Annotated in this window: 15 protein-coding genes; 2 read left to right on the forward strand and 13 right to left on the reverse strand. The window is 37.2% G+C overall.

The features are described 5' to 3' along the window. Positions 1–203 precede the first annotated feature (203 nt). The 10 genes from rplS to smc form a co-directional block, all read right to left on the reverse strand. The gene (rplS, locus tag ACM26V_RS08395; RefSeq protein ID WP_416150970.1) at positions 204–554 is read right to left on the reverse strand and encodes a 50S ribosomal protein L19; all 351 of its coding nucleotides are present in this window, start codon (positions 552–554) and stop codon (positions 204–206) included. 111 nt (positions 555–665) lie between these two features. After that, the gene (trmD, locus tag ACM26V_RS08400; protein WP_416150971.1) at positions 666–1,418 is read right to left on the reverse strand and encodes a tRNA (guanosine(37)-N1)-methyltransferase TrmD; all 753 of its coding nucleotides are present in this window, start codon (positions 1,416–1,418) and stop codon (positions 666–668) included. Next, positions 1,415–1,939, reverse strand: coding sequence for a ribosome maturation factor RimM (rimM, locus tag ACM26V_RS08405; protein ID WP_416150972.1), 525 nt, complete (start codon positions 1,937–1,939; stop codon positions 1,415–1,417). Before rimM ends, trmD begins: the two co-directional genes overlap by 4 nt. After that, a complete protein-coding gene (locus ACM26V_RS08410) occupies positions 1,932–2,345 on the reverse strand; it encodes a YlqD family protein (RefSeq protein WP_416150973.1) in 414 nt (137 codons plus the stop codon). The genes rimM and ACM26V_RS08410 overlap by 8 nt, the downstream gene beginning before the upstream one ends. Positions 2,346–2,433: 88 nt before the next feature. Then, entirely contained in the window at positions 2,434–2,661 is a 228-nt protein-coding gene (locus ACM26V_RS08415; RefSeq protein WP_416150974.1) for a KH domain-containing protein, read from the reverse strand. Between the two features lie 36 nt (positions 2,662–2,697). Continuing rightward, on the reverse strand, positions 2,698–2,970 hold the full coding sequence (gene rpsP / locus ACM26V_RS08420; RefSeq protein ID WP_416150975.1) for a 30S ribosomal protein S16: 273 nt from the start codon (positions 2,968–2,970) through the stop codon (positions 2,698–2,700). A 144-nt stretch (positions 2,971–3,114) separates the two neighbouring features. Further along, on the reverse strand, positions 3,115–4,473 hold the full coding sequence (gene ffh / locus ACM26V_RS08425; RefSeq protein WP_416150976.1) for a signal recognition particle protein: 1,359 nt from the start codon (positions 4,471–4,473) through the stop codon (positions 3,115–3,117). A 13-nt stretch (positions 4,474–4,486) separates the two neighbouring features. Beyond that, positions 4,487–4,816, reverse strand: a complete 330-nt coding sequence (locus tag ACM26V_RS08430) for a putative DNA-binding protein (protein ID WP_416150977.1) — start codon at positions 4,814–4,816, stop codon at positions 4,487–4,489. Positions 4,817–4,955: 139 nt separating this feature from the next. Beyond that, positions 4,956–5,954, reverse strand: coding sequence for a signal recognition particle-docking protein FtsY (gene ftsY, locus ACM26V_RS08435; RefSeq protein ID WP_416150978.1), 999 nt, complete (start codon positions 5,952–5,954; stop codon positions 4,956–4,958). Positions 5,955–5,978: 24 nt separating this feature from the next. Then, positions 5,979–9,551 (reverse strand): chromosome segregation protein SMC, encoded by a 3,573-nt coding sequence (smc, locus tag ACM26V_RS08440; protein ID WP_416150979.1) that lies wholly within the window; start codon positions 9,549–9,551, stop codon positions 5,979–5,981. Between the two features lie 177 nt (positions 9,552–9,728). Between smc and ACM26V_RS08445 the strand changes: the two genes are divergently transcribed. Continuing rightward, entirely contained in the window at positions 9,729–9,956 is a 228-nt protein-coding gene (locus tag ACM26V_RS08445; protein ID WP_416150980.1) for a DUF1128 domain-containing protein, read from the forward strand. An 89-nt stretch (positions 9,957–10,045) separates the two neighbouring features. On the opposite strand, the gene ACM26V_RS08450 is transcribed toward ACM26V_RS08445, so the two are convergent. Continuing rightward, a complete protein-coding gene (locus ACM26V_RS08450; RefSeq protein WP_416150981.1) occupies positions 10,046–11,173 on the reverse strand; it encodes an HD-GYP domain-containing protein in 1,128 nt (375 codons plus the stop codon). 240 nt (positions 11,174–11,413) lie between these two features. Here ACM26V_RS08450 and ACM26V_RS08455 point away from each other — a divergent pair, with 240 nt between their 5' ends. Next, positions 11,414–11,803 carry a kinase-associated lipoprotein B gene (locus ACM26V_RS08455; protein WP_416151827.1) on the forward strand — a complete coding sequence of 130 codons (390 nt, stop codon included), beginning with the start codon at positions 11,414–11,416 and terminating at the stop codon, positions 11,801–11,803. A 104-nt stretch (positions 11,804–11,907) separates the two neighbouring features. Here ACM26V_RS08455 and ACM26V_RS08460 read toward each other — a convergent pair whose 3' ends face one another. Beyond that, the gene (locus ACM26V_RS08460) at positions 11,908–12,138 is read right to left on the reverse strand and encodes an excisionase family DNA-binding protein (protein WP_416150982.1); all 231 of its coding nucleotides are present in this window, start codon (positions 12,136–12,138) and stop codon (positions 11,908–11,910) included. A 68-nt stretch (positions 12,139–12,206) separates the two neighbouring features. Beyond that, positions 12,207–12,653 carry a GNAT family N-acetyltransferase gene (locus tag ACM26V_RS08465; protein WP_416150983.1) on the reverse strand — a complete coding sequence of 149 codons (447 nt, stop codon included), beginning with the start codon at positions 12,651–12,653 and terminating at the stop codon, positions 12,207–12,209. Between the last annotated feature and the right edge of the window lie 42 nt (positions 12,654–12,695).

Here is a 12,695-nt window from a genome sequence, read left to right on the forward strand (position 1 = left end):
ATTTCTTGTAACCAATAAAAAAAAGTTTGAACTTTCAATCGGATATAATTTTACCACATTTTTGTGATGGTGTGTTCTTCCATTTCATGAATGAAATAGACTATTTATAGTACGGACCATTCTTTACGTCCTCAAGTTAAAATGTACGACAAAAGGAGCTTGTAACCAAGCTCCTTTTAAATCATTTCCATTATGAACGTAGCTTAACGCCACGCTTTTTCTTTAATACGAGCTGCTTTACCGCGAAGTGCACGCAAGTAATAAAGCTTCGCACGTCGGACTTTACCGAATCTAGCTACTTCAATCTTGTCAACACGTGGAGAGTGTAAAGGGAATGTACGCTCAACACCAACTCCGTAAGATATCTTACGAACAGTGAATGTTTCGCTGATCCCAGTACCTCGGCGTTTAATGACAACACCTTCGAATACCTGAATACGTTCTCGAGTACCCTCTACGACCTTTGCATGTACTTTAAGAGTATCTCCAGGACGGAAAGTTGGAAGATCCGTTTTCAGTTGCTCTTTAGTAATATCACGAATAATTTGTTCCATTATCTGTTCGCCTCCTTCCCTACAGGTCTTCTTGTCTCAACAATAGAACAGCGGAACACCTTGATCTGGCCAAAGCCACAAGAGAAATCATATCATAAATGACAAAAGATCTCAATCATTTATTTCTTTTGATTTCAATTCTTGTAAATAATGATTGTCTTCTTTTGAAAGTGGCAGTCTTTCTAGCATATCCGGTCGCCTTTCAAACGTACGTTTTAACGCCTGTTGATGACGCCACATCTCTATTCGCTCATGGTGACCTGACAATAAAATATCGGGTACTTGAAGACCTCTAAAAACTGCTGGACGAGTGTAGTGCGGGTACTCTAGTAGGCCTGTACTATGTGAATCTGTCACAGCCGATTTTGCATTGCCAAGCGCTCCAGGGAGCAGTCGTGTGATACTGTCAGAAATTACCATTGCGCCAATTTCGCCACCTGTAAGCACGTAATCTCCAATAGAGATTTCATCCGTAATAACATGTTCACGGATCCTCTCGTCATACCCTTCGTAATGACCACAAATTAAAACAAGGTGTTCTTCTTTAGCCAATTCTTCTGCTTTTTTTTGTGAATAAGGTTCCCCTTGCGGACAGAGTAAAACGACTCTTTGTTTTTTATAGTCATCGGTCCCACTTGTTTTCAAATCATCTACTGCATCAAAAACAGGCTGAGGAGTTAGGACCATCCCACCTCCTCCACCGTATGGGTAATCGTCAACACGACCATGACGATCTTCCGTGTAATCTCTAAAATTAATGACGTTAAACTCAACAATCTCTTTCTCTTGCGCCTGTTTTAAGATAGAGTGAGAAAATACTCCGTGAAACATTTCAGGAAACAATGTTAAGATAGAGATTTTCATAAGTCCAACAATCCTTCCATCGGAGTGATCACGACCGTTTCTTCAGGAATATTTACTTCTTTAACAACTGAATCAATGTACGGAATCAAGATGTCTCTGCCTTTGTTTTTAGGTTGTACGACCCAGACATCATTTGCTCCAGGGGAGAGGATCTCTTTCACTTTTCCAATGCATTCTCCATCTTCTGTAAAGACAGATAACCCGATGATTTCATGATAATAAAATTCTCCCTCTACCATTTCATCATTAAGTTTCTCGACATTTATCTTGAGCATAGATCCTTTAAATTTCTCTACATCATTTACGTTAAAATATCCTTCAAAGGTTAATAAATCAAACTTTTTGTGTTTACGCCAAGAACGAATGATCACAGAGGTTGTTCGGTTCTGATCATCAACAATTGTCAGTTCGTTCCCTACAGCATATCTTGCTTCAGAGAAATCCGTGCTTGATACGACACGAACTTCTCCAAGGATACCGTGAGTGTTGACAATCTTCCCAACCTTTAACCACTCAGTCATCCTCCATGCCTCCTTGACGAAGCTCATAAACCAAACCGTCTTTAATCACAATTTCCGTCCCTTTCATGATTTCTTCCCAGTTGTCTCCTTCTTCTACTTGCTCTATCATTTGTATTGTGCCCTCACGAAGTTCAGCACCTAATTCAAGTTCATCCATTTGTCCAAGCTTCAGTTCAGATTGGCGTAAACGTTCTTTTCGTTTTGCCACTTCTTTATTAAAGCTTTCTTTCAAAGAACTTTGATAATTAGCACTTTTATTTTCTTTCATTTTTTTATGTAATACAAACTCCAATTGCTTTAATTCTTTTGAGATTTGGTACTGATTAGAAAGAAATTGCTCTTTCAGTTTTGTTCTACTCTTTTCAGTCAAAATTTGTTTTACGACTACTTTTTTAATGATTTCCATCAAAGCACCTCCAAATGTGTACTAAAGATATTTTATCATAAATCATTTATTAAAAAACGGAAAAAGGGAGAGGTCTCCCCTCACCCTTTTAACCGATTTCCAACTGAATACGTTTGTTTTGATTTGCGCCAGCTGCACTAACAACCGAACGAATAGACTTAGCAATTCGCCCTTGTTTTCCGATCACTTTCCCCATGTCATCTGAGTGTACTTCCAGCTTCAGTGTGAGTGAACGTCCGTTTTCCACTTCAGTTACTAAGACATCATCAGGGTGATCTACGAGCGCTTTTGCAATCGATTCAACAAGTTCTTTCATGTCACTCACCTTCTAGGATTATTTCCACACGAAGGACTATTTAGCGTTCTTCGCATTGTGAAGCTTTTCCATTAAGCCAACTTTTGAGAACAAGTTACGAACCGTATCAGAAGGTTTCGCACCATCTAACATCCATTTCAAAGCTTGCTCTTCATTCACTCTGAATTCAACTGGTGTTCTCAATGGATTGTAAATTCCTAATTCTTCAATTAAACGACCATCACGTGGGGAACGGGAATCCGCTACTACTACACGATAGACCGGGGATTTCTTTGCTCCTATACGTTTCAAACGAATTTTAACTGCCATGTGTTTCACCTCCATAAATCTTTCACACAATTAATTATATTATCATAAAAGGTACCAAGGATCAACCCTAGTAAAGTAAAAAAACTTTACACCTCTTATTTTTTATTAAAAAGCTGTTAAATAAGCTTTATAATACAAGGGAATTTACATAAATGGGAAATTCATTCCACCTAAACCACCTTTTTTCTTTCCTTTTCCTTTTTGCATTCCTGACATTTGCTTCATCATTTTTTTCATTTCATCAAACTGCTTAATCAATCGGTTAACTTCTTGAATCGATGTCCCGCTTCCTTTTGCAATTCGCTTTCTGCGACTCGCATTTAATACGGAAGGTTCTTCTCTCTCTCGCTTCGTCATTGATTTAACGATCGCCTCAATGTGACCTATTTGTTTTTCATCCATTTGAACATTTTTTAACCCTTTCATTTTACCTGCACCAGGCATCATATCCAAGAGTTCATCTAAAGGTCCCATATCTCGGACTTGGGAGAGTTGTTCTAGGAAGTCATCAAAAGTTAATTCATTCGTACGCATTTTTCGTTCTAATTCTTTTGCTTTATCTTCATCGACATTTGTTTGTGCTTTTTCAATAAGGGTGAGAACATCTCCCATCCCCAATATTCTCGATGCCATTCTTTCAGGATGAAACGGTTCAAGTGCATCGGTTTTTTCACCAATCCCCGCAAACTTAATTGGCATTCCTGTGACAGCCTTAACTGAGATAGCCGCACCACCACGGGTATCACCATCTAACTTTGTTAAAATAGCCCCTGTTATGTTGATTTGTTCATTAAAGTTCTGCGCCACATTAACTGCGTCTTGCCCAGTCATGGCGTCAATAACTAACAATATCTCATCAGGAGACGTTGCTTCTTTGATTTCAACAAGTTCATTCATCAACTCATTATCAACATGTAAGCGACCTGCCGTATCAATCAAAACATAATCATGATGATCTTCTTTCGCTTTTTCCATTGCTTGCTTAGCAATTTCAACCGGGCTAACTTGATCTCCTAAAGAAAATACTGGTATATCCAATTGTTTCCCAAGTGTTTCAAGCTGTTTTATTGCTGCCGGGCGATAGATATCTGCCGCTACTAACAAAGGGTTACGATTATGACTTTTTCTTAAATGATTAGCTAGTTTACCACTTGTTGTAGTTTTACCAGCCCCTTGAAGTCCAACCATCATTACAACTGTTGGTGGCTTTTGTGAGACGGCAATTTTACTTTGCTCTCCACCCATTAATTTCGTCAATTCTTCATTAACTACTTTAATCACTTGTTGACCTGGTGTTAAGCTATTAAGTACTTCTTGCCCAACTGCTCGTTCTTTCACGTCTGAAATAAATTTCTTCACTACTTTAAAGTTAACATCTGCTTCTAGCAACGCTAGTCGAACTTCACGCATCATTTCTTTTACGTCTTGTTCATTTACTTTCCCTTTGCCGCGAATTTTCTTAAGTGTTCCTTGCAGGCGTTCTGCTAATCCTTCAAATGCCATTTAATTTGCCCCCCTATTCCAGTTTTTCGAGAGATTCAACAATCTGGATCAATCTATCGGGACTTTCATTCTCTTTAGTAATCATCTTCAATTCCCTTAGTAATTCCAGGCGCTTTTGGTATCGTGAAAAAAGTTGTAACTTTTCTTCATATTCCTCTAATAAGGCTTCTGTCCGTTTGATATTATCATAAATAGCTTGACGACTTACTACAAAATGCTCGGCAATTTCTCCAAGAGACCAATCATCCAAATAATACATACTCATGTAATGGTTTTGTTTATTTGTAAGTAATGATTGGTAAAAGTCGTATAAGTAATTCATGCGGATTGTCTTTTCAATCACGAAGCCCACCGCCTTGTTAAGGGATTTAACTTTACGATTGCTAATGATACAAGAGCAACAAAGACCTGTCAAGTTTTTATCTTGTCAATTAGAAAAGCGCAGTCGCCTTCTACAGTGACGTTCTCATTTCTCTTTCTTCTTAGTCTTCAGCCACTTCTTCTACTTGCTCCAACACTTCCGCGAAAAGACCATGAACGTATTGTTCTGCTTTGAATTCTTGAAGGTCATCCATCCCTTCACCCAATCCTACAAGTTTCACAGGAATGTCCAACTCATGCCGAATAGCAAGGACAATCCCACCTTTTGCTGTACCATCAAGCTTTGTTAACACAATTCCAGAAACATCTGTTGCTTTTCCAAATGTTTTTGCTTGACTCATCGCATTCTGACCAGTCGTAGCATCCAAAACGAGCAAGACTTCGTGAGGGGCATCCGGCACTTCTCTCGTTAAAACACGTTTAACTTTCTCTAATTCATTCATTAAATTCACTTTATTTTGCAAACGCCCCGCTGTATCGCAAAGCAGTACATCTGCTTTCTTTGATTGAGCAGACCGAATTGCGTCATACATTACAGCAGCTGGGTCAGAACCAGCTTGTTGCTTAATTACATCCACTCCAACACGCTCTCCCCACACTTCTAGTTGTTCAATGGCACCAGCACGAAAAGTATCTCCAGCTGCCATGACAACATGCTTCCCTTCTTGTTTGAACTTATGGGCTAGCTTTCCAATCGTTGTTGTTTTGCCTACCCCATTAACACCGACAAAGAGAATTACTGTTAGATCATTCTCTTTCATATTTAATTTTGTTTCCTGATCCGACTTTTGTAATAATTCTGCCAGTTTTTCTGATATAACAGGTTGAATATCTTTTGCATCACTTATATTTCTCGTCCGCGCTTCATCTTTTAAATCATCAATAAGCTGCATAACAGTATGAACACCGACGTCGGCAGAAATCAGAATTTCTTCTAACTCTTCAAAAAACTCTTCATCGACCGTTCGATAATCTTTGACTAAATCATTCATCGCACCTACAAATGAATCGCGTGTTTTAGAAAGACCATCGCGAAATTTATTTGTAACAGAATCCGTTTGCCCTGAAACTTTTTCTTTTAATTTTTTAAAAAAACTCATATGAACTCCTCCACAGCCTTGTATTTAACCTTGGGTACCAATTAATTCTTTTGTTTCTTCTAACCTTACGGAAACTAAATTAGATACTCCTGATTCTTGCATCGTTACTCCGTAGAGCACATCTGCCTCTTCCATCGTTCCTTTTCGGTGAGTAACGACAATAAATTGTGTTTCTTGGCTGAAGCCTTTTAAATACTGTGCAAATCTAGCTACATTTGCCTCATCTAATGCTGCTTCTACCTCATCAAGAACACAAAACGGAACAGGACGAACTTTTAAGATAGAAAATAACAGAGCAATCGCAGTTAATGCTCTTTCACCACCTGATAATAAACTTAAATTTTGCAAATTTTTTCCTGGAGGTTGTGCGACAATATCAACACCAGTTAGAAGAAGATCATCAGGATCCGTTAATTCCAAAGAAGCCTTTCCACCACCAAACAACTCTCTGAATACTTCGTGAAAATGGCTCTGAATTTCATCGAACGTCTCTTTAAATCGACGAGTCATTTCTTCATCCATTTCAGCGATTACTTGGTGTAAAGTGAATTTCGCTTCTTCTAAATCTTCTTTCTGCTCTGTTATAAAATCAAATCGTTCTTTAACCCTTTCGTATTCTTCAATCGCACCAATATTCACTGTCCCAAGTTCTTCAATCGCCATTTTGATTAATTTGACTTGATTTCTTGCATCGTCTAAATCTATCTGTAACTTGTAAGAACCTTTAGCACCTTCAAAACTCACTTCATACTCTTCCTGCAATTTATTTAGTCGTGTGTCCAATTCCACATCCAATCTGTTGATTAACACTTCTTTTTCATGAAGGGTTTGAGAAACAAATTTCAGTTGACGTTTCTGCTCCTTCAATTCTTCTTCTCTATCATCATGATTTTGCTGGATATTTAAACGTTCTGCACGGCGTTTGGAGATGAGACCAATCGCTCGTTCCTTTTCATCACGTCTTTTTTCTATCTGTTCATCAATAGCGGAAGCATCGATAGCTGTATCAGACAAGTCTTTTTCTAATTTGGAAAAAATCTCGTCTTTTTCTGATATGCTTTCACTTATTGTTTTTACTTCTTCTGAAAGACGGTCATAAGATTTCTGAGCATAGGAACGCTGTTCTTCTTCTTTAGCATAACGAATTTTAATATCCATTAACTTAGTAGAGATACTCTCTCTTATTGATTGATCTTGTTGCTTCTGTTTAGATTGTCGATCAATTTCATTATTTATTTCGTTCACTTTTGCTTCGGAATGTTTAATAGCTCCATTTAGCTGTTCAATTCTATTTCGCTTATAATCTAAATCCTGCTTATATTCATCATATTCTAGGTCATATACTTTCAATCGCTCATTAACATTGTCTTCCGATAACTGAACTTCTGTTAGTAATGATTTTTTGTCCTGCTCATCAGCACGCTGGAGTTCCCCGTCTTTAGTAAGCTTCTGAACGTCCTCTTGAAGCTGGTACTTTTCTTGCTTTAACGTTGCTACTTGATGCTGAAGGTCATTCGTCTGTTCCTCTAGCTGATTAAACTTCGCAACAACTCTTTCTAATTCTTGTTGGCGCCCGATAATCTGACTTTGCTTTTGTTTCACACTACCGCCAGTCATCGCACCACCGGGATTAACAACATCCCCATCAAGGGTAACAATGCGAAAGCGGTAATTTAATGACCTCGCTATTTCCTGAGCAGCTTTCATATCTTTTGCAATGACAACATTTCCTAGTATGTGCCGAATCACAGAAGTATAGGCTGAGTCATACTTAATTAATTCACTCGCAACACCAACGAAACCAGCAATCGACTGAATCCGCCCAACATCTTGAGATGGAATCGATCTCGGCTTTACAACATCTAAAGGCAAGAACGTTGCTCGTCCAAGTCGTTTTTGTTTAAGAAACTGGATAGCCTGTCTCCCCGTCGATTCATCTTGCACAATCACATGTTGTTGTGCTGCCCCTAAAGCAATCTCCATCGCTGTTTGAATCTCACGACCTACATCTATCACTTCCGCTACAGCACCAAATATACCTGGGAATCTTTGGTCTCGCTCTTTTAAGATTTCTTTTACACCATGAAAAAAACCTGAATAGTCTTGTTGCATCTCTTCCAAAACTTGTTTACGAGATTTTAACTGCTGTACATGATTTAATGCTTCATAAAGAAGCTTTTCTTTCTTTTCATATTCTTTTACTTTTTGCTCTTCTTCTATCTTCACTTTTTTATACTCAGTAGATATTTCTTCAAGCAATTGCTTTGCATATTCCCAAGCCGTTTGAGCTTCTTCCCGGCCTTTTACGACCGTTTGTCTTCGTTGGAGCAATTCTTGATTATCCTTCTCTAACCTTGCTCTTTTCTCTTCACTTTTTGACACTTGTTCAACCAAATAGTTCTGTTCATTTGTCTGTGAGGCTTTTTCATTAAGCCATTCTATGTAATCTGACTTGAGCCGCTCTACCCGTTCTTCTGAGCCTTCTTCTAACTTGGACAATTGATCCTCAAGTTCATTTTTAATTTGCTCTGTTTCAGCTGTGACTTTTTTTGTTTTTTCAAGCATATCCATTTGATCGTTTAGAGATAAACTTAATTCCTGTTTTTTCTTTTTAAGTTGTACAAGTTCTTCTCTGAACTGCTCTTTGTTTTGCGAAAAGTTTTTACGTCGCTCTTTCCAAACTTCTTTCTGTCCTTCATGCTTTTCCAAATCTTCACTTGTTGAAAGAAGGATACTTTGCAAGTCTTCGATAGATTCATCCATCGTTTGCATATCCGTTCTGTCACGTTGGATTTTCGCTTCTTGACCTTGCACTTCTGATTGTAAATGGACTTCCTTGTCTTGTAATTGTTCCCATTCTTTTTTCCCATCGGTCCAATCCTGATGTAAGTCCTCAATCTCTTTTACAAGTACGCCTACTTCAACGTTTTTCAGTTCATCCTTTTTTTCAAGGTACTCTGTAGCTACGGAGGATTGCTCTTTTAAAGGCTCCACCTGCACTTCTAATTCGTGTAAAATATCCTTTACCCGGTTCAAGTTATCTTGCGTATCATTAAGTTTTCTTTCTGATTTTAATTTCCGATGTTTATATTTTAATACACCAGCAGCTTCTTCAAAAATCATCCGCCTGTCTTCCGATTTACTACTAAGAATCTCTTCTACTCGTCCTTGACCAATGATTGAGAAAGCTTCTTTCCCCAAGCCCGAATCCATGAATAAATCAACAATATCTTTTAGTCGACAAGGTTGCTTATTTATTAAATACTCACTGTCACCTGACCTGTATACTCGCCTCGTTACGGCAACTTCACTATAATCAATCGCTAAATGCTGGTCTTCGTTATCTAATACAAGAGAAATTTCTGCCATGTTCAACCTTGATCGACTGTCACTCCCAGAAAAAATGACGTCCTCCATTTTTCCACCACGCAGATTTTTAGCAGATTGCTCCCCTAAAACCCAACGAATCGCATCAGAAATATTACTTTTCCCGCTGCCGTTCGGTCCGACAACTGCAGTCACACCTGGAACGAAATCAATTGATAAACGTTCTGCAAAAGATTTGAATCCGACGAGTTCAAGTCGTTTTAGCAACAATGTCATTCACCTCAATTTTAATTAAATCTTTGATTGACCATACTTGTAGACCTTAACTTATATATTTTATCATAAATTCATGCTATTAATAAATGTCTTTTCTATCGAGCTATGGTCTTTTTCGACTTGCATGTTAAAATAGTAACGTAGCGAATAATATTTGGAAGGGTGTTACTAATGTCAATCAACGAAAAAAATAGAGAAGCATTGTCTACTATGATTGAAGATATCAAAATGAAATTACACATCGTCAACGGTGCTGCCATTAAACCAGAAGACTTTTCATTTGAAAAATACGATGAAATCGAAGAACTTCATACAATGGTTATGAAAAAGAGTAATTTTAGTGTGAGCGAACTAGACGCAATCGTTTCGGAATTACGCACCATGCGCGAACAAAAATAATCTAAAGATTAATAAAAGGAGCTCCTTCACTTTTCGAAGGAACTCCTTTTTATTTAAGAACAAGGGTGATAACTTTTTCACATCAACTACTAGAAATAAAATCGGCTAATTAATTTATTTTCATTAGCTGAAAGAGTCGTTTCTGTTTCGACAATCGTAATTGTTAATTCTTTATTTAAATCTACATAATAAGGTCGCAATACTTTTCGATCATTTTCTTCAATGATTCGAATCACCGGTCTTTCACTATTGTGTCTATGTTGTTGCACAACGATAGCTTTTCTACCATCACTAAGGATAACCGTTAAACCAACAGGATAGATTGCTACTGTTTTTCGAAATGCTTGAATCGTTTTTAAGTCAAATTGTGAACCGGCACCTGCAAACACTAATTCCATTCCTTCATGAGGTAAAATTGCTTTTGAATAGACACGATTCGAAGTAACTGCTCCAAACACATCTGCAATCGCTATGACTTTAGCATAGCGATGGATATCATTGCCTTTGATTCCTCTAGGATATCCTGTCCCATCGACTCGCTCATGATGTTGATACGCACAGTGTGCACTCACTGTCGATAGTTCAAAACATTTTCTAAGAATATTAAAACCAATATCGGGATGCTTTTTAATTTCCACCATTTCCTCGCTTGAAAGTTTATCAGGCTTTTTTAAAATACTAGAAGAAATCTCTGTTTTTCCAATATCATGAAGTAACGCCCCTATACCGATCGTTAGTTGCTCGTCTTCGGTGAACTTTAGTTCCTTAGCCATTGCAATTGAATAAACAGCGACGTTTAGCGAATGAAAAAACGTATATCGATCATGACCAATCGTGTCAGAAAGCAAAGAAATTGCTTCACCACTTTCTCTTACATCAACTAGAATATTTTTAACTGTTTTTTTGAAGTTTTTTCCTAATCTATCTAAAATAAAGGATTTCGACAACGTTGTTTCCTCTGCCAATGATCCAAAGGCATGTCTAATATCATGTATCGCTTCTGCCTTCGTTTGATCCGTTATGACACTTGTAGGTTCAATACCTTCAGACTCCTCATCATCTATGTAGATGAAAGTTATATTCAATTTTTTTAACCGCTCGATCATTCGTTTTGTAATCGTGACTCCTTCTTGAACTAAAATTTGGCCATTATTGTTTGTAAGTGGCTTGCCTATCTTTTCCCCTGTTTTTATAGAATGTGTAGCTACTAATCTCATCTTTTAACCCTCCCTACCACGTTCCCCACCTTTATACTTAATTTAATACCATTTATGAAAATAAAGGTAGTTGTTATAGACTATTTTATCAGAAAAAATAGGAATTTGGTGCGTTTACATTTTATATTTTAAAATTGTCATAAATCTTTAGAATTACTAAAGTCTATTTAGTTTCAATTGATTATAAAACAAAATTGGTATATGATGTTAAACTTATAAAAAAGGAAAGGATGATCATAAATTATGCACGACCTAGAAATTGGACAAATCGCTACAGGTATATATAAAACAGGCAAATATGTTGGAGAAATTGTTGATATTAATCGAGATAAAGGTTTGGGCGTGTTGAAAGTTCATGCCGTATTAAAACACCCAGTTCAAGGTGACCTTCACAATCCGAATAGTGTAGATGTTGCCTTGTTCCATGAAAGAAAAGCATTAAGTCAATTTGAAAAAACAAATATCCCCCTCTCTCACTTGAAGTCGTTTGACAAGGAAATACCAGACTATCACGAGTCATTGAAAGAGGCACTTCGCGAACAAAAATATTCTTTACAAGAAGATGAAAATGATTGGTCTAAAGAATCGCTTAAAACACTTGCCTCATTAGAAAAAGAATACTTTAAATGATGAACGATGCTCCTTTTTAAAAATAATAGGAATAGAAAAAACTTGGCGATTATTCACCAAGTTTTTTCTTGTTTTGATATTAAAAGCCTTGTGCCTCGGTACTTTTAGTCTTCATCCTTCACATCAATATCTTCTGGAATCGGTTCATTTTTCCACTCTTCAATTAACTGCTTCGCCTTTTCTAATTGATCAAGATGGTTGTTAAATTGATCTTCATTAACTAAGAATTCATGTCCATCATGCACAGCACGAATACGATTGTTGTGAACGAGATGAAGAAGAGTTGTTTCCGGTATCGCTAATAATTCCGAAGTTTCTTTTATCGTTTTATACATCAGCAACCACCTTCTTTAAAGTAAATGATTTACAGCAATACTCTATCTTACTAATCCCGCCCATAAAGTCAGTATTTTTTATTTTGAGGAAGTGTTTTGGTAAAAACATAACTTGCTTTTTCGTATTTCATTTTCTCTTCATAAAAATGATGCGTTTCTTTTCGATCAACTCCTGAAGACAATGCAACAGAATTATATTTATGTTCCATCGCCCATTCATGAACGTAATTTAATAGCTGTTCACCATACCCTATAGACCTTTGTTTTTCATCCGTAACAAGATCACAAATCCAAATAAACCTTCCGTAATACAACGTAATCATAGGCATAAATCCGATAACAGCAACGATTTCTTCTTTTTCAATAAGAGCAAATAAACGGTATTGCTCTTTTATTTGGGCTTCTAAAACTAGTTCTACATATGTTTTTTCGTCCAGATGATTTCGCAGTTGGCGCATCGTTGGATAAGCAGATTCGATTTCCGCTTGACTTCGTAATTCTTTCACTACTGCCATGGTCATCTCACTCCTTTATCACTAGTTTGTTTCCATTGTAAA

The organism is Salipaludibacillus sp. HK11 (assembly GCF_047795645.1).
GTDB lineage: Bacteria > Bacillota > Bacilli > Bacillales > Salisediminibacteriaceae > Salipaludibacillus.